Source organism: Gilliamella sp. ESL0441, from assembly GCF_019469185.1.
GTDB lineage: Bacteria > Pseudomonadota > Gammaproteobacteria > Enterobacterales > Orbaceae > Gilliamella.
Map to the genome: position 1 here is coordinate 56,716 of NZ_CP048264.1, position 21,652 is coordinate 78,367.

The following is a 21,652-nucleotide window of genomic DNA, read 5'->3' on the forward strand; positions in this document are numbered from 1 at the left end:
AGCTTATGGCTATAGATGGAATAGCAATGGAAACACAACCCAAAAAAAGAGTCAATGCACTTATTGAACATTTAAAAATAATCGATAAAATTCATTTAAAACAAGCAGCACAAATGCTTGGTGTTTCTGAAATGACAATTCGTCGTGATCTTAATAATCACTCCTCAGGTTTGGCTGTTTTAGGCGGTTATGTGGTTAATCAGGCACGTCATACCATATCGCAATATTTTGTGTCTGATCAGCAAGATAAGCAAGTAATTGAAAAACGTTATATTGGTAAGTTGGTTAGTCAATTTGTTGATGAAAACGATACAATTTTTTTTGATTGTGGTACGACTATGCAATTTATCATTGATGAAATTAGTGATGATATTTCTTTCACTGCCATCTGCTACTCGCTCAATTCCTTTCTGGCATTACAAAAAAAACCAAAGTGTAAAATCATTTTATGTGGTGGGCATTATCAACTTAATAATGCAATTTTCACCAGTATTTGTTCAAATAATCAGCTCGATGTTATTTGTCCAAATAAAGCCTTTATTTCGGCAGCGGGTATCGATCTAACTCAAGGTACCACTTGTTACCATTTTGATGAGTTAAATATGAAACATAAAGCCATGAAAAAATCTAATCAAAATATATTAATTGTCGATCACACTAAGTTTAACCAAGTTAAGCCAGCTTTTATTTGTAACCTTGATGAATTTAATTTGGTAATGACAGACAAAGTACCTGATTTAGAATATGTTTCATATTTTAAAGAAAATAACATTGGTTTAATTTATTAATTATGAAAAACATCGCAATTTTAGGTTCAACAGGATCAATAGGCTGTAGCACTTTGGCGGTCATTCGGCAAAATCCAACATTATTTAGCGCTTATGTGCTAGTGGGTGGCAGTAATGTAAAAAAAATGACTGAACAATGCCAAGAATTTAAACCCCATTATGTGGCAATGGCAAGTGAACAAGCTGCACAACAGCTTAAAGCAAATCTTGTTGATCTAAAATTGGATATTGAAGTATTAAGTGGTGAACAAGCTATTTGTGATTTAGCACAGTTGCCCGAAGTTCACCAAGTCATGGCTGCCATTGTGGGCGCAGCAGGATTAAAACCGACGCTTGCTGCAATTGAAAAAGGAAAACGTATTTTACTGGCTAACAAAGAGTCTTTGGTTACTTGTGGACATCTGTTTATGCAAGCCGTAAAGCGATATGGTGCTGAACTGTTACCGGTTGATAGTGAACATAATGCGATTTTTCAAAGTCTGCCTACCGCCGTTCAGCATGATCTCGGGTTTGCTAATTTGGTTGATCATGGTGTGACCAAAATCGTGTTAACCGGCTCTGGGGGGCCTTTTCGAGATTGGGCAGTCAATCAATTATCTTCGGTGTCACCTGCACAAGCGATTGCTCATCCTAATTGGTCAATGGGAAAAAAGATTTCCGTTGATTCCGCTACGATGATGAATAAAGGTTTAGAATATATTGAAGCTCGTTGGTTATTTAATGCCAGTGCGGAGCAAATGGAAATCATTGTCCATCCACAATCAATTATTCATTCAATGGTTCGTTATCAAGATGGCAGTGTTATTGCTCAATTAGGTGTGCCTGATATGCGGACACCTATCGCTTATTCTATGTCTTATCCATTACGTATCACATCTGGTGTGCCTGATTTAGATTTTACTCAGATGTCATCACTGACGTTTAATACACCTGATTTTAATCGTTATCCTTGCTTAAAATTAGCCATTGAGGCTTCTTGTCGAGGGCAAGCTGCAACCACGACCCTTAATGCGGCCAACGAAGTGGCGGTTGAAGCATTTTTGCAAAATAAAATTGGTTTTATGGATATTGCCAAACACGTATCGGCAACATTAGATAAACTTGTTTTACCTGAACCAACTACTATTGAGGACGTTGTGGCTATCGATACATGGGCTAGAGCACAGTCAGTTAAGGTGAATTAAAGCGTTTTATACTCTCGACAGGGTGCGCCCATGGCGACCACATTTGAAGGGATATCACGATCAACAATGCTTCCGGCTGCGATAACGGTATTATCACCGATAGTTACATTTGGCAGTATAATTACATTACCGCCAATCCAAACGTTGTGACCAATAGTAATTGGTTTTGCAAACTCAAGACCACGGCATCGTGTTTGGCTATCCAGTGGATGCCCTGAAGTGTAAAAGCCGCAATTAGGTGCAACAAGCACATTATCACCAAATGTAATTTTAGCCACATCAAGCATGATGCAATTAAAATTGGCGAAAAAGTTTTCACCAATTTCAATATTATAACCGTAATCACATTGGAATCCCGGCATTATCGTAAACTGCTCTCCTGTTTTTCCCAGTAGCGTTTGAAACAGCTGATATCGCTGTTTTTCGGCAAGAGGAGATAATTGATTGATTTGAAAGCAGAGATCTTGAGCATAAAGCCGATCGTTAGCCAGTAAATGGATACCAGGATCATACAATAACCCAGCTAACATTTTTTCTTTTTCAGTCATTGCATTACGCCATTTGTTTAGCGGTTAATGCGGGATTATCGCTAATAAATGATTGTAAAAATGCGCTGTCAGGCAGTGCCGTTAAAGCTCCTTTTTGAGTTGTGGCTAAAGCACCACAGGCACTGGCAATGGTCATCATGCTTTCAAGCATGAGTTTATCTTCTGGCATTCCCGATGACGCTATGCTACTTAACAAACCTGCGACAAAAGCATCGCCAGCTCCTGTTGTGTCAACACTATTCACATGGTAGGAATCAAACGAAAAGGTTTTACCTTGCCATACGACAATACTGCCATCTCGACCTTTGGTCACCAATTTTAGTGGAGCATTATAGTGCTGCTGAAGTTTATTTAATGCTTCATGCCAATCTTGACTTTCTGTCAACCAAAACAGCTCTTCATCAGACAGTTTAAGAATATCGGCATCGTGACAAAACTGCGTAATAATGGTGCGCATTTCGTCTTTATCTTTCCACATTTGCTCCCGTAAATTAATGTCAAAACTAATTAACCCCTGTTTAGCGGTCAGATCTTCAATAGCGGTTTTAAGTGTTTGTCGACAAGTTTGTCCAACTAATGCCAAAGAACAAAAATGTAAAATGTCTTGATTAAAATGGGGTATTGCTTGTTTTGAAAGGAATTGATCGGCTGACGGTGAGACTAAAAAAGTAAAGCTGCGTTCACCGTTTTTACCTAAATCGACAACGACAGTACTGGTTCGATGAAGATCGTCTTTTTCAAGGCTTTGGCAGTCCACATGATATTCTTTGAATGTTTTTTCCATAAAGTGACCAAACGGATCATTACCGACACGACCGATAAACGCCGAAGGAAGACCTAACTTAGCCACGCCAATAGCAACATTTGCAGGTGCACCCCCTGCACAAGCTTGATAATTCATTTCGCCAAATGGCAATAAATCAATAACCGCATCGCCAAGAGACCAGACTTTAGTATTATTCATTTCATTACTCGATATAATATTTGGTTAATAGGGTTTAAGGTGTGTGAATAGGTTGACGATATTTTTAATTGATATCGTCTTTTGCACACAGATTAAACCAAGTTTAATAATTAGTCATTCGCCATAGACTAAATCATTTCAAAAAAAATTCATTGTTAACGTTAAAAATGTGTGACTTCCATCACATATTTTATCGCTTAATTTCTCTATAGTTAACGTTAACAATTAAATTAATATACCTTATAATCAGATAAATCTGATATCGGATGAACAAAGGGGATTTTATGTCTACTGCTATTGATAAAGCAAATCAAGCTGTTTTGCAATTAGAAACGACCATGAATAAACAGTATTATCCACATTTTCATTTAGCACCACAATCGGGATGGATGAACGATCCAAATGGTTTGATTTACTTTAAAGGGCAGTATCATGCCTTTTATCAACATCATCCTTATGATGAAAACTGGGGGCCGATGCATTGGGGGCACGCTGTTAGTGATGATTTAGTGACATGGCGAAGATTACCCATAGCCATTGCACCCGATCAAGAGTTTGATAAAAGTGGCTGTTTTTCCGGTTCGGCAGTCGAAAAAGATGGCGAATTATATTTAATTTATACGGGGCATATTTGGTTAAATGGTCAAGGTAACGATGAGCAAATTCGGCAAACCCAATGCCTTGCTATCAGTAAAGACGGTATTTATTTTGAAAAACAGGGAACGATTTTAACGCCAGAAGATGGCATCATGCATTTTCGCGATCCTAAGGTTTGGCAACAAGATGGGATATGGTGGATGGTTGTCGGCCAGCGAGATCACAACGATGTGGGCAAAGTTTTACTGTATCGCTCACAAGATCTTAAAAAATGGCAATTTGATCATGTTGTGATAAGTGATATCGATCCTGATGTTTATATGCTTGAATGCCCTGATTTTTTTCCGTTAGGTGACAAATGGATTTTAATGTTTTCTCCGCAAGGTATGAAAGCTAAAGGTTACCAGTATCGTAATCGGTTTCAATCAGGTTATATTGTTGGTGATTGGCAACCAGGACAAAAATTTTCTGTTATTAAACCTTTTCAAGAAATGGATTTTGGTCATGATTTTTATGCCCCTCAATCGTTTCTTGCAGCAGATGGACGTCGAATTATTTTTGCTTGGATGGATATGTGGGAATCAGTCATGCCGAGCAAAAAAGATAAATGGATGGGGGCATTTACCTTACCCCGTGAATTGATCTTAGATGCAGACAATAATGTTCGTAACAGACCGATTAAAGAACTTGAAGTATTACGTGAAAAACCTCAATCATTAACCAATATATTGTTGAGTAGTGAATTGAAAAATACGTCGATTGAATCAATTAGTTGTGAACTTAATGTCGAAATTGATCTTACTGAAAGTAATGCAGAACGTTTTGGCTTGCAACTGGCAGCAACTGAAGATGGTAAACAAGCAACGTTGTTATTTATTGATTTACAATCTAATCGCATTGTACTTGATAGAAGTCTTTCTGGTTTAGAACTTAAAGGTTACCGTAGTGTACCATTACCAAAAACCGATAAGTTAAGCTTACATATTTATGTTGATGCATCATCCGTAGAAGTTTTTGTGAATAAGGATTTATATAGCTTGTCTAGTCGTATTTACCCTAAATTACCTGCGACAAGAAAGGTGAATTTATTTGCAGAAAATGGGCAGGCTAAAATTATTAAATTAGAAAGCTGGCAATTAAAATCAATCTATCAATCATGAGTCATTAACCCACCATCTCGTCTGGTGGGTTTGTCACTGTCTCTATAAAGATTGGCGTTGTAAAAATGCTGATGCAACTTGCGTTACCGTTTTTTGGGTTTGACCTGTGATGATATGTAAAGCTGCTTGTTCGCCTATTTCATAATGGGGAAGCTGTACCGTCGTTAAAGGGGGATAAAAAAGCTCGCCAGTACCTACCATATTATCATAGCCTAAAATAGCAACATCGTTAGGAATATGGAAACCATTACTTAGTAAATATTGATAAGCAACAAAAGCGATCCGATCATTACCACAAATTAATACATCAAATTCAGGTTTTCTAGCACAGTGTTGTTTTAATATTTCAACTGTCATCATATATTCTTGCGCAAGATTACCTTGAGATGTGGATGTATGATAACTAATTAGGTCATCTAAATTTTTACCTGCATCAAGCCAAGCTTGTTCTGCTGCCTGACGTCTAATGCTACCGGCTAAAGTATGTTCGGATAAATAGATACAAAGCGGTTTTTGATAACCTTTATTAATGACTTGCTGCATTGCTTGGTATTGACCAGAGTAGTCATCAGGAATATAACAAGCTAATTGTTCTGAATCACTAATACAGTTGGCGAGCACCACATTTTTACCAAGTAATCTTTCAGGAAGCTCAACTTTTCTTAGTCCCATGGTGGTGTAAATAATGCCATTAGGGCGATAAGACAATAGCGTGTTAATGGCATGATTCGCGTCTTTATCGTCAAATAAATTGACAATAAACGTATTCCAGCCATGTTGCTGGGCTGTTCGTTCAATGGCTTGTAACAGCTCAACTGAAAACGGTGTCGTGGCGGTTTCTAATGCTAATACACCGATAGCATGTGGACCAGAATGATCACCACGAATTTTTCGTGCAGATAAATCGGGAACATAATTGAGTTGTTCAATTGCTTTTTTTACTCGTTTATACGTTTCTTTATTTAATTTATCAGGATTATTAATTGCACGCGAAACAGTCATCAATGAAACCGATGCTAACTTTGCGACATCCTTAAGTGAAGCCATACTTAAATCCTTTTGCTCAGCATTAAAAAGGTGAATAACTAGTAATTACTAAATGTGATGATACCACAAATAAAAATGATAAAAAGTGTGAGGAATGTAACATTTATGATAACTGATTCTATCTATTTAGTTTCAATTATGACAATAATGTTAACATTAACATGTTAACGTTAAACTTCCATAATATAAGAGTACTAAAATATGAAAACGATAGAAAATAGAAATTATTGGTTCTCATCAGGTTATCTTATAACCTTTTATGCAGCATGGTCTCTTTGGTGGTCTTTTTACGCCATATGGCTAAAAAGTAAAATTGGATTATCGGGCGAGCAGTTAGGAATTGTTTATGCAGCCAACTCTGCCGCTGCAATGTTTTTTATGATCTTTTATGGCATTATTCAAGATAAATTACAGATCGGTAAAGCAGTCATTACCTTTCAAAGTATCATGATGTTGCTGATTGGCCCATTTATGATTTATGTCTATGAACCATTATTAAGACACGATTTTATACTTGGGGCTTGCATTGGTGCACCAGTATTAAGCGCTGGGTTTATCTCTGGATGTGCTTTAGTTGATTCTTTTATTGAGCGAATTAGTCGATTATTTGGTTTTGAATTTGGTCCTGCTCGTTTTTGGGGATCGTTTGGTTATGCCGCAGCAACCTTTGTTGCCGGTATTTTATTTGGGATAAACCCGCATATTAACTTTTGGATGGCATCGGCTATTGCAGCAATCTTTTTTACCATTAATATCCTATTTAAACCTAAACATTATTCCCAATCCTCACCGGAAAGTGATAACAATCTTGTTGTTGAAAAAACATCAACTATTCCAACGATGAGTGAAATAGTGTCCTTATTTGGTATGAAAAAGTTTTGGTTATTTGTTTTCTTTATTATTGGAACCAATAGCTTTTATACTATTTACGATCAGCAATTATTTCCTAATTTCTATACCACCTTTTTTACTGAAGAAGATTGGGGCTACGAAGTATATGGTTATTTGAATTCTTTCCAAGTTTTTTTAGAAGCTGCCTGTATGATATTAGCACCATATATTATTAATCAAATTGGTGCTAAAAGAGCGTTATTACTAGCGGCGTTAGTGATGATTTGCCGAATTGCATTATCAGCAACATTAGATAATGTGTATTTAATTTCATTAGTGAAACTTTTTCATGCTATTGAAACCCCGTTATTTATTTTAGCCGTATTTAAATATGTTGTTGCGAATTTTGATGAAAGATTGTCTTCGACATTATATTTAGTTGGTTTTAATATCTCATCAAATATTGGGGTTATTGTGCTTTCATGGTTAGTCGGAAAACTATTCGATAATACCGGATATTCAACCACATTTTATACCCTTGCCGGCATTGTTCTATTGATTTTGGTCATTGCTATATTCACCTTGTGTGATGAAAAAAAAGCTAAGCTGAAATCTTCATTATCATCGTAAAAATCGTCAAAAAAATGGAAGCAGATTGTTTCCATTTTGCTATTTAAATGATGATAATAAAATACAACACTTGCTTACTTGATAAGTTTGCGAAACAATGTTGACTATTGTGATTAATATTTATAGGTCGTCATTGTGAACATTACGAAAAAAGTGGTTGAAGCAGATATGTTATGGCACACCATTCGGCAGGAAGCTTCTCAATTAGTTGAAAGTGAGCCAATGTTAGCGAGTTATTTCCATGCAACTTTACTCAATCATAAAAACTTGGGTAGTGCATTAAGTTATATTTTAGCGAATAAACTTGTTACCCAAGTAATGCCAGCAATTGAAATTCGTGAAATTGCAAGGCAAGCTTATGAGGCAGATACCACAATTATTCAATCAGCCGTGACAGATATCTTAGCGGTTTATGTACGCGATCCAGCAACAAACTACTATTCGACCCCGTTACTTTATTACAAAGGCTTTTTATCGTTACAGGCTTATCGAATTGCCCATTGGCTTTGGAAACAAGATCGTAAGTCGCTGGCTATTTTTTTACAAAGTCAAATCGCCATTGTTTTTGGTGTTGATATTCATCCAGCAGCTCAAATTGGCTGTGGTGTAATGTTTGACCATGCAACCGGTATTGTAATTGGTGAAACTGTCGTTATTGAAAATGATGTATCGATTTTGCAATCTGTGACCTTAGGTGGTACAGGTAAAGAAAATGGTGATCGGCATCCTAAAATTCGTGAAGGGGTAATGATAGGGGCTCACTCTACGATATTAGGCAATATTGAAATCGGAAAAGGGGCAAAAATTGGTGCTGGTTCGGTCGTGTTAGAGCCTGTTCCTGAGCATACAACGGTTGCCGGTGTGCCAGCGAAAGTGGTTGGATGTCCTGACTGTGAAAAACCAGCCTTAAATATGAATCAAGATATCTTATATGAAAAAGAAGTTGTTTCAATTTCCGTCGACGTTGATCGACGGAAGTAAAAAAACAACTCACTCATTAGTGGTTGGCGGTGACATTGACATCCATTGTTGGATAAGGAATATTAATATTATTCTCAGTTAATGCGTTTTTAATATTTTCGAGTAACTCTGCTTTCAATACGCCATAATTTTCGTTTAGTGTCCAAACTAAAACATTAAAATTCATTGATGATGCATCAAGTACATCTAAACGAATAGTTGGTTTTTTAGTGGTTAATATATTGCTGGTTTGATTAACCGCTTGATTAAGTACCTGATAAACTTTCTGGATATCGGAGTCGTAACCAACATTAATCACTAGATCTAAACGTCTTTCTGGTAGACGACTATAATTAATAATATTGGCACTTACCACTTGCCCATTCGGGATGACAACCACTTCATTAGTCGGTGTGACAATTGAGGTTGAGAAAATTTGAATTGAATCAATTACTCCTCTTTGATTGTTAATCACCACCGTCTCGCCGACTTTAAATGGACGGAAAATAATCAAAATTACCCCGGCTGCGAAATTTGATAACGATCCTTGCAATGCTAAACCGACCGCTAAACCGGCAGCACCAATGACAGCAACAATTGATGCAGTTTGAACACCCAATTGCCCTAATACGGCAACTAATGTCATTATAATAATGGCATAGTAAGATAAAGCACTAACAAACTTTACGACGGTAGGATCTACTTGCCGATTAATTAATATGCGTTTTAGCTGACGGCTAATAAATTTGGCAATAATTCGACCAACGACAAAAATGATAATCGCAAAGCAGAAATGAACAATATAACCAAGTACTACGCCGTCATATTTATCAATAAGTGAGACTATCTGCTTTAAAATATTTTCAAAATGCATAAATTATCCTCAAAAAAGGTTATAGAGCAGTTAGTTAATTAAAAATTTAAATCAATTGTTTCGCCAATAACGCCCAACGAGTATCAAAATTGGTGGTTGGTAAATATTTAAAGCCAGAGCGGGAATAACGAACCATCATCCCTTCACAAAAAGCTAATAATTGGCTGGATAAAATTCGCTCATCGGTGGTAAATGCGACCCCTTCACGAATTTTACGTTCACGTAACACTTGCTTAATTTGAGTTTCAATTCGTTCAAACAGCTGACTAATACGTTCTTGAAGTTGCTCTTGTTCAAACATTAAGGCATGACCAGTCATGATTCTGGTTAATCCAGGATTTTTCTCAGAGAAACCCAATATTAAAGCTAAAATCAGCTGTAAGCGGACAAAGGTATTTAGCTCATCTTGCATAATGACATTAATGCGAGAAAGTAAAATATCTTCAATGTAGACAATTAAACTTTCAAACATTTTAGTTTTACTCGGAAAATGTCGATAAAGTGCAGCTTCTGATACACCAACACTCGCCGCTAATTTTGCTGTGGTAATGCGTTGGGTACCTTCATTAGATTCAAGCATGGTGGCTAAAGCTTGCAGTATATCTTCTTTCCTATTTTTATTTTTGCTGCTCACAATCATTTTTTACCCGAATGCCCAAATCCACCTTCGCCGCGTGCTGACGCTGTAAATTCATCAACAATATTAAATTCTGCTTGTATGACAGGAACAATAATTAACTGAGCAATACGATCACCTGCTTCAATTACAAATGGAGTTTGACTACGGTTCCAAACCGGTACAAATAACTGACCTTGATAATCCGAATCAATAAGACCCACTAAATTACCAAGTACAATCCCATTTTTAGATCCCAATCCTGACCGTGGTAAAACTAACGCTGCTAAAGTCGGATCTGCAATATGCATGGATAAACCTGTTGGTGTTAAAATGGTTTCACCGGGTTTTATCTCAGTTGTTTTATCAAACATTGCTCGTAGATCAATGCCAGCCGATCCTTCGGTTGCATAGGTTGGAAGCGGAAAATCATTACCTAAACGTTTATCTAATATTTTAATATCAATTTTTCTTTTCATCATGACTCGCTTTATATCGTGTTATAACAACTTCAAGTAACTGTGTTGCTAATTGTTGTTTACTGCTTAATGGTAATGTTTGTTCACCATTTTGCCAATAAAGTGTTAATGCATTTTGCTCAGAATTAAAGCCAATTTTTTTATCAGAAACATCATTAGCGCAAATTAAATCTAGGTTTTTAGCTGTTAATTTTTTTAAGGCATAATTTTTAACATTTTCGGTTTCAGCCGCAAAACCAACCACAAAAGGGCGCTGTTCTTTTAACGCTGCAATATGCGCAATAATGTCAGGATTTTTGACTAACTTAATCAATAATTCATTACTATTATCTGTCTTTTTAATTTTATTTTCGGCGATAGTTTCAGCTCGATAGTCGGCAACGGCGGCACAGCCAATAAAAATAGATGATTGTTTAGCAAATTTTAACGCTTCGTTATACATCTCATTTGCACTTTTTACATCAATTCGATTCACATTTTTAGGTGTATCTAAATTTACCGGACCACTTATTAGGGTTACCTTTGCACCCATATCAGCGGCAACTTTAGCAATAGCAAACCCCATCTTTCCTGAACTATAATTACTAATATATCGAACAGGATCTAACTCTTCAATCGTTGGACCTGCCGTGATGGTTAGCGATATGCCTGATAATGCAGATGAAGTTGAAAAATAACCTTCAATTTGTTCGACAATTGCTTGAGGTTCAACCATTCGCCCTGGACCGTAATCACCGCAAGCTTGAAAGCCATCGTCGGGGCCTAAAATGAATGTATTTCGGTTATTCAGTACAGATAGATTATGTTGAGTTGCTGCTGCTTTATACATCTGTTGATTCATGGCTGGTGCTAACGCAATATTTGCTGATGTTGCTAAACAAACCGTTGATAACAGGTCATCGGCAATGCCATTGGCTATTTTAGCAATAATATTCGCTGTTGCAGGGGCGATTAATACTAAATCCGCCCATTTTGCCAGTTCAATATGGCTCATAGAGAGTTCAGCAGAAGGATCAAATAAATCAGTTGAAACAGGATTACCTGAAACGGCTTGTAACGTCATTGTTGTGACAAAATGGCTAGCCGAGTCAGTGACGATTACTCTTACGTCCGCTCCCGCTTTTTTTAAATGGCGAACAAGATCCGGGCATTTATAAGCAGCTATGCCTCCTGTAATTCCTAATAAAATATGTTTACCAGAAAGATTCATGATCAAGTTTCCTTCACCTTCAAATCAAATCACTATATTACCACAATTCATTTAGATAATAAGTAACTCTTTCGCATTGGCTAATGTTGCATCAGTAATTTTATCTCCGCCTAAAAGTCGGGCTAATTCATTTAAACGTCCATTATTGTCTAATTTTTGCATATCAGTTGATGTCTGTTTGCTGTTAGTTTGCTTACTGACAAAGTAGTGTTGATTAGCTTGTCCCGCAACTTGTGGTAAGTGGGTAACGGTAATAACTTGGGTAGATTGTCCAAGCTGTCTTAATAATTGCCCAACTTTAGAAGCAGTAGGGCCGCTAATGCCCACATCGATTTCATCAAATATCAGTGCCGGTGTATCCATTTTTTGAGCTGTCAAAACCTGTATTGCTAGCGCAATACGTGATAATTCACCGCCAGATGCCACTTTGGCAAGGGGCAACGCATGCTGTCCGACATTGGTCGTAACTAAAAAAGTAACTTGATCGGCGCCGTCTTCATTTAAACGCGTTTCATCAAAGGTTATATCAATGCTAAATTGTCCATTAGGCATAGATAATTCATGCATAATAGCCGTGACTTTTTTAGCTAATGCTTTACTGCTCGTTAAGCGTTTTTGATGTAATTTTTGGGCAATTTCAAGTGCAAATTGATGATATTTGGTAATATCTGCCTTTAGTTGTTCACTTTGTTCATCTTTTTGATTAATCTGTTTGAATTCGGTAAGCAAATTCTGATGCAATTCAGGAAGTGCCTCTGGTGCAACATGGTGTTTACGGGCAAGCGCTATTTGCTTTGATAGCCGTTGTTCAAGTTGCATGACACGCGCTGGATCAAGCTCTAAACTTTCGCTGTAATGGCGTAGTTCATAACTGGCTTCTTTGATCTGGATAGCGGCTTCTTCCAGCATGTTAAACACGTTACTTAAATTTGGATCGAGTTCGGATAACTCCTGCACACTGTTTTTAACACTACCAAGTAGATTACTGACATTGTATTCATCAGCTTCATCTAAAAGCATCACCGATTGTTGGCTAAGCTGAATTAACTGTTCACTATTCGATAAACGTTTGTATTCTTCATCAATTTGTTGGTATTCCCCTTCAATAGGCGAAAATTCATTTAATTCTTTAAGTTGATATTGTAATAACTGAACATGTGCTTCTCGTTCTAGTCGTGATGCTTGATATTGTTCATAAGTCTGGCGTGCTACTTTCCATTGCTTATAAGCTTGCTGCATTTGATTGAGCAATGATGGCTCATTCATATAATGATTAAGCAATAACTGCTGATATTCACCTCGTAAAAGACGTTGGGGTTCATGTTGTCCATGAATTTGGATTAACATTTGTCCTAAATCTTTGAGTTGGGATATGGGCACAGCACGACCATTAATAAAGGCTTTTGAACGTCCATCTTGATTGATAACTCGTCGTAATATACATTCATTACCTTCGTCTAGCTGATTTTCGGTTAGCCAAGAAAAGGCGGCTGGTGTGTCATCAAGCACAAAGCAGGCTGAAATATCGACACGTTCAGCACCTAAACGGATAGATGAAGCATCGGAACGATTACCTAAACAGAGCCCTAGAGCATCGATAGCGATCGATTTTCCAGCCCCGGTTTCACCAGTTATAGCGGTCATCCCCATTGTAAAGTCAACTAATAGGTGATCAACGATAGCAAAATTATTTATAGTAAGTTGAGTTATCATAAAAAATTAATCAGTAATGCTAGTGAAAATATGAGCAGTATAGCAACAAAAATACTGTAAATAAATACAGTTTAATCGTGTTTTGTGAGAAAATTGGTGTTTATTTATTATCTAAGTGTCTAACTTTTATCTCGATAAAATAGCAAAATATCAATTGATTTTCGATGAAATATGAATAAATTGAATATTTTTCTTTTGTAAATCGATTTTAAATCAAGTTTTACCAATTAGTATAATAGATTTTCTTGTATATTAATCTTATCGTTCCCTCTTTTAACCCTAATTATTATGCAATATAATTTGCAAAAATTATTCACAATAATTAAGGACATTTAACATGTTTGGAAATAAAACAAATCGTCAAATCATTATTTGGACAACTCTGATTGGTGGATTCATTAGTGCGTTAGTTAAATGGGGCTCAGAAGTCAACATGCCTCCACGTGTACCCGGTGAAGTTTCTCCTCCTGCAGCACATATTGATGCATGGCTTGGTTGGTTAGGTATTAATTCTCACTCGCTTGATTATGCTTATCAAACGGCTATTGTTTCAGGTGCAGTGACACTTTATCACTGGCTATTTAGTTTTGCATTTGCTTTTGTCTATGTGTTTATTGCCTACTTTTGGAATAAAATCCGATTATGGTATGGTGCATTCTACGGCATTATCATTACCGTCACCATGCATGGCTTTTTAATTCCACTGCTTGGTTTCCGTCATCCTGCTTACGATCCAGAGGGTACAGTAGGTTGGTTATGGAATTTAAATGGCTATGAACTTTGGAGTGAATTTTTAGGACATATCTACTGGGGTGTGTCGATTGAAATTTGTATGATTGCCGTACTTGCTTATTTTTCAAGACCTATTCGTGGTGAATGGCGTAAATAGTCAATTTTCCTAAATAATTAACTAAAATCCTTCTGACAATATAACGTTAGAGGGATTTTTTTTGATGTTTCGATATAGAAAAAAACTATATCAATCAATAAAAAACTAGAATTATTCAATAACAGTTTTTTTTGTTATCTTTTTTGCTACTTAAGAAATGTGATGAAAGGAAAACAAAAAATGAATACTGCTGTAATTGGATATCCTCGTGTTGGTAAACTTCGTGAACTTAAATTTGCTACCGAAGCTTATTTTAAAGGCAATAAAAGCCAGACTGAATTATTAAATGACGCTAAAGCATTACGTGCTGAGCATTTGCAACAGCAAGCATCACATAACATTGCTTTTATCTCCTCAAATGATTTTTCGTTTTATGATGCAGTATTAGATACCGCTTGTTTACTCAATGTTATTCCAAAACGTTACCAAGATTTAAGTTTACCGGAATTGGATCGTTATTTTGCAATGGCACGGGGTTATCAAGGTGAAAAAGGTGATGTTCGTGCATTGGCAATGAAAAAGTGGTTTAACACCAACTATCACTACTTAGTACCTGAAATTGAAGATTCAGTACAGATTAAATTAGCTGGCACAAAGCCTTTTGATGAATATCAAGAAGCGAAAGCACTTGGTATACAAACTAAACCGGTTGTTATTGGTGCGTTAACATTTTTCAAACTTGCCCAGTATTTAGGAAATAAAAAACTGGTTGATTTTAAAGCTGATATTATTAAAGCTTATCAAGACATCATTCAAAAATTTACGACACTTGGCGCACAGTGGATTCAAATTGATGAACCAATTTTGGTGACTGATTTAAATAAAGATGATATTGCTTTATTTACTGAACTTTATCAGGCGATCTTATCGGTTAAAGGGACAACTAAAGTCGTGTTACAAACCTATTTTGGTGATGTTCGTGATTGCTACAAAGAATTGGTGGCGCTACCATTTGATGGTATTGGACTGGATTTTGTTGAAGGCAAACAATCATTAGCATTACTTGAAAATCATGGATTCCCGTCTGATAAAGTGTTATTTGCTGGTGTGGTTAATGGTAAAAATATTTGGAAAAATAATTATCAAAAAACATTGGCATTAGTGACTAAAATTAAACAAAAAGCGGGTAAAGTGGTGATTAATACGTCATGTTCTTTACTCCATGTGCCTTACACATTGCAAAATGAAACAAAGTTAACGATTCAACAACGTGCTTATTTTGCTTTTGCTCAAGAAAAACTTCAAGAACTTGCTGAACTGGGGCTTTTAGTTAACGAGTCTCAACCTGAAAATCATGCAGCGTTTAAAGCTAATCAAACGTTATTTACGCGTGAACGAGAAGGCGCCAATCAAGCAGTACGTCAGAAAGTCGCTGCATTAAAAGAATCCGATTTTACTCGTTTGCCAGCGTTTTCAGTCCGTGAAGCAGCACAGAAAAAAGCCTTCAATTTACCACTTCTACCAACAACAACGATTGGTTCATTCCCACAAACTCCTGATGTTCGTTTAAATCGAGCAAAATTCAAAAAAGGTGAAATTTGTTTGAATGAATATACCGAGTTTAATAAGCAAAAAATTGCAGAATGCATTAAGCTCCAAGAAAAGATTGGTATTGATGTGTTAGTTCATGGTGAATTTGAACGTAATGATATGGTCGAGTATTTTGGCGAAAGCTTAAATGGTTTTGTCTTTACTGAAAAAGCATGGGTGCAATCATACGGTACTCGTTGTGTTAAACCACCTATTGTTTGGGGTGATATTTCACGCTCTAAACCCATTACCGTTGAGTATTCACAATACGCACAAAGCCTCACTGATAAACCTGTTAAAGGCATGTTAACAGGTCCAGTTACGATCCTTAACTGGTCGTTTCCTCGTGAAGATATTTCACAAAAAGAATCAGTCTTCCAAATTGGTTTAGCAATCAGTGATGAAGTGTTAGATCTTGAAGCGGCGGGTATTAAAGTTATCCAAATTGATGAGGCGGCGCTAAAAGAGAAATTACCACTACGTAAAGCGGATTGGAATAGTGAATATTTAGATTGGGCTATTCCAGCATTTAGATTAGTTCACAGCAAAGTACAAGCTGATACACAAATTCATACGCATATGTGTTACAGCGAATTTGCTGACATCATCAAAGATATTGATGCAATGGATGCTGATGTGATTTCGTTTGAAGCTTCTCGTTCAAATCTGCAATTGATTGACGTACTTAAAGCTAATCACTTTAAAACAGAAGTTGGGCCAGGTGTTTATGATATCCATTCACCTCGTGTCCCACCGGTTGCCGAAATTAAAGCCACGATTGAGAAGTTACTGGCTAAAATTGAAAAGCAAAAATTATGGATTAATCCAGATTGTGGTTTAAAAACGCGTGGCGAAAAAGAAGTTGTTGAAAGCTTAGAACATTTAGTTCAAGCAACATTAGAAGTTCGAAAAACACTCAATTGATAAGCTTTTTTGACGCTAAATAACGTTGTTAAGCCTTATTATTCCGCCGCCGATTTTGAGCGGCGGAAATGTCAGTAAGGACAATCGTTGGCACACGAATGGATGAAACAAATGAAAACAAATTTACTTTTTAATAAAAAAACGGTGTTCTCTTTTGAAGTGTTTCCACCTAAAAAAACGTCGCCTTTAGAGACTATCTATAGCACATTACGTGAACTTGGCTATTTTAAGCCTGATTTTATCAGTGTAACTTATGGGGCTGGTGGCAGTTTGAACGGTCAAACCACTATTGATATTGCCCACTCGGTCAAACACACTTATGGTATTGAGAGTGTTGCCCATTTACCCGGTATTAGTTTTGATAAAGCAGAAATGCAAAAAATTCTTCATGATCTTAAATGTGCTGGTATTGATAATGTGCTTGCCTTACGAGGCGATATTAATCCTAATATTGCGCCTAAAGATGATTTTCGCTATGCCAGTGAATTGGTCTCATATATTAAAGAAAATGGGGATTTCAATGTAATAGGTGCTTGTTATCCGGAAGGGCATCTTGAAACCTCAACCCTAAAACAAGATTTGATACATTTAAAAGAAAAGGTGAATGCAGGTACCGATCAGTTAATCTCACAGCTCTTTTTTGATAATGACTATTTTTATACTTTTTTAGATAAAGCACATGATATGGGAATTAACGTACCGATAGAAGCAGGTATTATGCCGGTGACGAATAAAAACCAAATTGAGCGCATGGTATCGATGTGTGGGGTTAATCTTCCGAAGAAGTTTAAACAGATGATGGAAAAATATGAACATCATCCTGATGCATTCCGTGATGCAGGGATTGCTTATGCTATTGATCAGATTGTTGATCTTGTTTCACAAGATGTTGATGGTATCCATTTGTATACGATGAATAATAGCTATATTGCCAGAAGAATCAGTGAGGCAGTATCAACGTTACTTGCAGTACCTAAATCGGCATAATGTGTAACTAATAGAAAAAGCTGAAATATTGAAGAGTTGGTTGCGGGGGCTGGATTTGAACCAACGACCTTCGGGTTATGAGCCCGACGAGCTACCAAGCTGCTCCACCCCGCGTCAAAGAGGTGAGCAATATTATAGTAATAAAATAATAAAGCAATACCTTTTTGGCGTAACTGCCCCATTTTTGAACACATTATCTATAAATAGACACTTTCTTTACTAAAATGTACGCCTTTTCTTAAATTTTTTAGATAAAAATCACTTTGTTTTTTGATTAAAAGCTAGGCTGCTATTTATTTCATATTAGAGTAATTGTTATTTATTCAAGAAAGAAAGGAAAAAAATGTCTAATCAATATCATGGTTCATGTTTATGTGGAAAGATTAAATTAACGCTACCATTTAAAAATATCCTTAATACTATATTTTAATAGTATTAAGGTTTCTTGTTCTCAGCACATATGTCAGTCACTATTTATTTTATAGGCTTACTTTTTACCCAATATTTATGCGTAAAGTGTTTGCAATGATACAACATATTGTGCTGGATCGCAGTCTAATGCAACCGTTGTAGCATAAGCGGCATTCATTGTTGTATCATAGTGAACTTTGTACTGTATTGCACTACGACGCAGAATTTTCGATGCTTCAATGGCTGCGCGTCCCGAAGTGGTATTAAGAATATAACTATATTCACCGTTTTTGATATGGTCATGAATATTCGGGCGTCCTTCGTTTTCTTTTTTGACCATTTGGCATGGTATGCCAGCTTGTTGTAATGCCTTAGCGGTGCCAAAAGTGGCGTCAATACTAAACCCATGCGCAATGAGTCGTTTAGCGATCGCTAACAAGCGAGTTTTGTCTTGATCACGAACTGATAAGAGCGCTTTCCCCGATTTTTTCATATTCGATAAACTACCTAATTGTGCTTTAGCAAAAGCTTCGGCAAAGGTTTTACCGATTCCCATTACTTCACCGGTTGAACGCATTTCTGGCCCTAAAATAGGGTCAACACCACTAAATTTATTAAATGGTAAAACCACTTCTTTTACTGAGTAATAAGGTGGAATAAGCTCACTGGTCATATTTTGTTTAGCAAGTGTTTGACCTGTCATGACCCTAGCGGCAATTTTGGCAAGTGGCAGTCCTGTTGCTTTCGACACGAATGGCACGGTGCGAGCAGCTCGAGGGTTGATTTCAATCAAATAAATTTGATTATCTTTGACGGCAAATTGCCCATTCATCAAACCTTTAACATTAAGTTCCAAGGCTAACTGTTTGGCTTGTTTGCGCAATTTATTTAAAATGTCCGGACTTAATGTATAAGTGGGTAATGAACAAGCGGAATCGCCTGAGTGAATACCCGCTTGCTCAATGTGCTCCATAATGCCGCCGATCATAATTTGTTCACCGTCGGCAATCACATCAATATCAACTTCAATTGCGTCATCTAGAAAGTGATCAAGCAATACAGGAGCGTTGTTAGATTCGCTGATAGCGGTTTTAAAATATCGCCTTAAATCGGGTTCATTATAAACAATCTCCATTGCCCGACCGCCAAGCACGTAAGAGGGTCTGACCACTAATGGATAGCCAATCTGTTCGGCTTTAATGACGGCTTCTTCAATATCAGTTACAGTAGCATTAACCGGCTGTTTCAACTTTAATTTTTCAACAATGGCTTGAAAGCGTTGACGATCTTCAGCCTGATCGATTGCATCAGGTGAAGTACCAATAATTGGTAATCCTGCTGCTTCCAGTGCTCGAGCCAATTTAAGTGGTGTTTGTCCACCATATTGGACGATTATACCGTTTGGCTTTTCAACGTAGGCAATTTCTAGCACATCTTCCAATGTGACAGGCTCGAAATAGAGTCGATCTGATATATCATAATCAGTTGATACCGTTTCAGGATTACAGTTAACCATAATGGTTTCATAACCATCTTCACGTAATGCTAGTGCTGCATGCACGCAACAGTAATCAAACTCAATACCTTGCCCAATCCGATTAGGTCCACCGCCTAATATCATAATTTTGGGGCGATGAAATTGTGGTTTGGCTTCGCACTCTTGTTCATAGGTTGAGTAAAGATAAGCCGTATCGGTTGAGAATTCTGCTGCACAAGTATCAACCCGTTTATAAACCGGATGAATATGGTATTGGTTTCGTCGATCACGAACGTCTTGCTCTTTAACATTCAGCAGTTTAGCGATTCGTAAATCTGAAAAACCTTTACGCTTAAGTTGCCATAATGATTCTGAATTAAGGCTAGCTAATGATTGCGATTTTAGTTGGTTTTCAAGGCTGATAAGTTCTTCAATCTGCACAAGAAACCAGCGATCAATATTGGTTAATGTGAAAACGTCATCTAAGCTGAAACCGGCTCGAAAAGCATCCGCAATATACCAAATTCGTTCAGCCCCAGCTTCTTGTAGTTCATAACGTATTTTATTGAGTTTTTTTTCATCATCATAATTGTCAATTTTCGGATCAAAACCACACGCACCGACTTCAAGTCCTCGTAGCGCTTTTTGTAATGATTCTTGAAAAGTGCGCCCAATCGCCATGACTTCACCTACTGATTTCATTTGTGTGGTTAAGCGATCATTACAACCGGCAAATTTTTCAAAGTTAAAACGTGGAATCTTAGTGACGACATAGTCGATCGAAGGCTCAAATGATGCCGGTGTTCTACCGCCTGTAATATCATTGGCGAGTTCATCAAGAGTATAACCGACTGCCAGTTTGGCGGCGATTTTGGCGATAGGAAAACCAGTTGCTTTTGACGCTAATGCGGATGAGCGTGATACCCGTGGATTCATTTCAATGACAATCAAGCGTCCTGTTTTGGGATCGACCGAAAATTGAACATTTGATCCACCTGTTTCTACTCCAATTTCACGAAGTACGGCAATCGAGGCATTACGCATGATTTGATACTCTTTATCAGTCAAGGTTTGAGCTGGGGCAACAGTAATGGAATCGCCGGTATGAATGCCCATAGGGTCAATATTTTCAATTGAACAGACAATTATGCAGTTATCATTTTTATCTCGCACAACTTCCATTTCGTACTCTTTCCAACCGATCAATGACTCATCAATCAGTAGTTCTTTCGTTGGTGATAAATCTAATCCTCGAGTACAAATTTCATCAAATTCTTGAGTATTATAAGCAATTCCACCACCGGTACCGCCCATCGTAAATGAAGGACGAATAATGCAAGGAAAGCCTACTTGTTTGAGTACGGTGTAAGCTTCTGTCAGTGAATGGGCAATACCCGAACGAGCCGTATCAAGACCAATTTTTTTCATGGCTTGATCAAAACGTTTGCGATCTTCGGCTTTATCAATGGCGTCAGCGGTGGCACCGATCATCTCAACATTAAATTGTTTTAAAATACCGCGTTTTTCAAGTTCCAGAGCGCAGTTAAGGGCAGTTTGTCCTCCCATTGTGGGTAAAATCGCATCGGGTTTTTCTTGTTCGATAATTTTGCTCACCGTTGTCCAATGAATAGGTTCAACGTAGGTTGCATCTGCCAGTTCAGGATCGGTCATAATGGTGGCAGGATTGGAATTCACTAAAATAACCCGATAGCCTTCTTCACGTAGTGCTTTGCAGGCTTGTGCGCCTGAATAATCAAATTCACATGCTTGACCAATAACAATCGGGCCTGCGCCAATAATTAAAATAGTGTTGATGTCTGTTCGCTTAGCCAT

General features: G+C 37.2%; 17 protein-coding genes and 1 tRNA gene. 8 read left to right on the forward strand and 10 right to left on the reverse strand.

Annotated elements, in window-relative coordinates:
- The first annotated feature begins 26 nt into the window (after positions 1–26).
- Both deoR and ispC read left to right on the forward strand, forming a co-directional pair.
- On the forward strand, positions 27–788 hold the full coding sequence (gene deoR, locus GYM75_RS00270; RefSeq protein WP_220216241.1) for a DNA-binding transcriptional repressor DeoR: 762 nt from the start codon (positions 27–29) through the stop codon (positions 786–788).
- A 2-nt stretch (positions 789–790) separates the two neighbouring features.
- Entirely contained in the window at positions 791–1,972 is a 1,182-nt protein-coding gene (gene ispC / locus GYM75_RS00275; protein WP_220216242.1) for a 1-deoxy-D-xylulose-5-phosphate reductoisomerase, read from the forward strand.
- Here the strand turns inward: ispC and GYM75_RS00280 are convergent.
- Positions 1,969–2,520, reverse strand: coding sequence for a sugar O-acetyltransferase (locus tag GYM75_RS00280; protein ID WP_220216243.1), 552 nt, complete (start codon positions 2,518–2,520; stop codon positions 1,969–1,971). The genes ispC and GYM75_RS00280 overlap by 4 nt on opposite strands.
- 4 nt (positions 2,521–2,524) lie before the next feature.
- The gene (locus GYM75_RS00285) at positions 2,525–3,484 is read right to left on the reverse strand and encodes an aminoimidazole riboside kinase (RefSeq protein ID WP_220216244.1); all 960 of its coding nucleotides are present in this window, start codon (positions 3,482–3,484) and stop codon (positions 2,525–2,527) included.
- Positions 3,485–3,768: 284 nt separating this feature from the next.
- Between GYM75_RS00285 and GYM75_RS00290 the strand changes: the two genes are divergently transcribed.
- A complete protein-coding gene (locus GYM75_RS00290) occupies positions 3,769–5,241 on the forward strand; it encodes a glycoside hydrolase family 32 protein (protein ID WP_220216245.1) in 1,473 nt (490 codons plus the stop codon).
- Between the two features lie 42 nt (positions 5,242–5,283).
- Here the strand turns inward: GYM75_RS00290 and GYM75_RS00295 are convergent, their stop codons facing one another.
- Entirely contained in the window at positions 5,284–6,288 is a 1,005-nt protein-coding gene (locus GYM75_RS00295) for a LacI family DNA-binding transcriptional regulator (RefSeq protein WP_220216246.1), read from the reverse strand.
- Positions 6,289–6,489: 201 nt separating this feature from the next.
- Here GYM75_RS00295 and GYM75_RS00300 point away from each other — a divergent pair, with 201 nt between their 5' ends.
- Positions 6,490–7,749 carry an oligosaccharide MFS transporter gene (locus tag GYM75_RS00300; RefSeq protein WP_220216247.1) on the forward strand — a complete coding sequence of 420 codons (1,260 nt, stop codon included), beginning with the start codon at positions 6,490–6,492 and terminating at the stop codon, positions 7,747–7,749.
- A gap of 168 nt (positions 7,750–7,917) precedes the next feature.
- Positions 7,918–8,730: a serine O-acetyltransferase gene (gene cysE / locus GYM75_RS00305; RefSeq protein WP_363317352.1), complete on the forward strand. Its 813-nt coding sequence runs from the start codon at positions 7,918–7,920 to the stop codon at positions 8,728–8,730.
- Positions 8,731–8,746: 16 nt separating this feature from the next.
- Here cysE and GYM75_RS00310 read toward each other — a convergent pair whose 3' ends face one another.
- From GYM75_RS00310 to recN, 5 genes are read right to left on the reverse strand one after another with little or no spacing between them, the layout of a single operon-like run.
- A complete protein-coding gene (locus GYM75_RS00310; protein WP_220216249.1) occupies positions 8,747–9,583 on the reverse strand; it encodes a mechanosensitive ion channel domain-containing protein in 837 nt (278 codons plus the stop codon).
- Between the two features lie 46 nt (positions 9,584–9,629).
- The gene (gene slmA, locus GYM75_RS00315) at positions 9,630–10,223 is read right to left on the reverse strand and encodes a nucleoid occlusion factor SlmA (RefSeq protein WP_065558483.1); all 594 of its coding nucleotides are present in this window, start codon (positions 10,221–10,223) and stop codon (positions 9,630–9,632) included.
- Entirely contained in the window at positions 10,220–10,678 is a 459-nt protein-coding gene (gene dut / locus GYM75_RS00320) for a dUTP diphosphatase (protein ID WP_065558484.1), read from the reverse strand. Before dut ends, slmA begins: the two co-directional genes overlap by 4 nt.
- The gene (gene coaBC, locus GYM75_RS00325) at positions 10,662–11,891 is read right to left on the reverse strand and encodes a bifunctional phosphopantothenoylcysteine decarboxylase/phosphopantothenate--cysteine ligase CoaBC (protein WP_370632147.1); all 1,230 of its coding nucleotides are present in this window, start codon (positions 11,889–11,891) and stop codon (positions 10,662–10,664) included. The genes dut and coaBC overlap by 17 nt, the downstream gene beginning before the upstream one ends.
- 48 nt (positions 11,892–11,939) lie before the next feature.
- Complete coding sequence (gene recN, locus GYM75_RS00330; protein WP_220216251.1) at positions 11,940–13,601, reverse strand: DNA repair protein RecN; 1,662 nt, start codon at positions 13,599–13,601, stop codon at positions 11,940–11,942.
- 337 nt (positions 13,602–13,938) lie between these two features.
- Between recN and GYM75_RS00335 the strand changes: the two genes are divergently transcribed.
- From GYM75_RS00335 to metF, 3 genes are all read left to right on the forward strand, one after another.
- Positions 13,939–14,490 (forward strand): DUF1440 domain-containing protein, encoded by a 552-nt coding sequence (locus GYM75_RS00335; protein ID WP_065558486.1) that lies wholly within the window; start codon positions 13,939–13,941, stop codon positions 14,488–14,490.
- Between the two features lie 180 nt (positions 14,491–14,670).
- On the forward strand, positions 14,671–16,944 hold the full coding sequence (gene metE, locus GYM75_RS00340; RefSeq protein ID WP_220216252.1) for a 5-methyltetrahydropteroyltriglutamate--homocysteine S-methyltransferase: 2,274 nt from the start codon (positions 14,671–14,673) through the stop codon (positions 16,942–16,944).
- A 111-nt stretch (positions 16,945–17,055) separates the two neighbouring features.
- Positions 17,056–17,931: a methylenetetrahydrofolate reductase [NAD(P)H] gene (metF, locus tag GYM75_RS00345; protein ID WP_220216253.1), complete on the forward strand. Its 876-nt coding sequence runs from the start codon at positions 17,056–17,058 to the stop codon at positions 17,929–17,931.
- A gap of 37 nt (positions 17,932–17,968) precedes the next feature.
- Here the strand turns inward: metF and GYM75_RS00350 are convergent.
- Both GYM75_RS00350 and carB read right to left on the reverse strand, forming a co-directional pair.
- Positions 17,969–18,045: transfer RNA gene (locus GYM75_RS00350), tRNA-Met, on the reverse strand.
- Positions 18,046–18,436: 391 nt separating this feature from the next.
- Positions 18,437–21,652 (reverse strand): carbamoyl-phosphate synthase large subunit, encoded by a 3,216-nt coding sequence (gene carB / locus GYM75_RS00355; protein WP_220216254.1) that lies wholly within the window; start codon positions 21,650–21,652, stop codon positions 18,437–18,439.

Bases quoted from the DNA above. Each gene is read 5' to 3' on its own strand.
- slmA (WP_065558483.1), bottom strand. From the start codon at position 10,223: ATGATTGTGAGCAGCAAAAATAAAAATAGGAAAGAAGATATACTGCAA.
- cysE (WP_363317352.1), top strand. From the start codon at position 7,918: ATGTTATGGCACACCATTCGGCAGGAAGCTTCTCAATTAGTTGAAAGT.
- metF (WP_220216253.1), top strand. From the start codon at position 17,056: ATGAAAACAAATTTACTTTTTAATAAAAAAACGGTGTTCTCTTTTGAA.
- GYM75_RS00310 (WP_220216249.1), bottom strand. From the start codon at position 9,583: ATGCATTTTGAAAATATTTTAAAGCAGATAGTCTCACTTATTGATAAA.
- GYM75_RS00335 (WP_065558486.1), top strand. From the start codon at position 13,939: ATGTTTGGAAATAAAACAAATCGTCAAATCATTATTTGGACAACTCTG.
- GYM75_RS00290 (WP_220216245.1), top strand. From the start codon at position 3,769: ATGTCTACTGCTATTGATAAAGCAAATCAAGCTGTTTTGCAATTAGAA.
- GYM75_RS00295 (WP_220216246.1), bottom strand. From the start codon at position 6,288: ATGGCTTCACTTAAGGATGTCGCAAAGTTAGCATCGGTTTCATTGATG.
- deoR (WP_220216241.1), top strand. From the start codon at position 27: ATGGAAACACAACCCAAAAAAAGAGTCAATGCACTTATTGAACATTTA.
- recN (WP_220216251.1), bottom strand. From the start codon at position 13,601: ATGATAACTCAACTTACTATAAATAATTTTGCTATCGTTGATCACCTA.
- GYM75_RS00280 (WP_220216243.1), bottom strand. From the start codon at position 2,520: ATGACTGAAAAAGAAAAAATGTTAGCTGGGTTATTGTATGATCCTGGT.
- GYM75_RS00285 (WP_220216244.1), bottom strand. From the start codon at position 3,484: ATGAATAATACTAAAGTCTGGTCTCTTGGCGATGCGGTTATTGATTTA.
- dut (WP_065558484.1), bottom strand. From the start codon at position 10,678: ATGAAAAGAAAAATTGATATTAAAATATTAGATAAACGTTTAGGTAAT.
- ispC (WP_220216242.1), top strand. From the start codon at position 791: ATGAAAAACATCGCAATTTTAGGTTCAACAGGATCAATAGGCTGTAGC.
- carB (WP_220216254.1), bottom strand. From the start codon at position 21,652: ATGGCTAAGCGAACAGACATCAACACTATTTTAATTATTGGCGCAGGC.
- GYM75_RS00300 (WP_220216247.1), top strand. From the start codon at position 6,490: ATGAAAACGATAGAAAATAGAAATTATTGGTTCTCATCAGGTTATCTT.
- metE (WP_220216252.1), top strand. From the start codon at position 14,671: ATGAATACTGCTGTAATTGGATATCCTCGTGTTGGTAAACTTCGTGAA.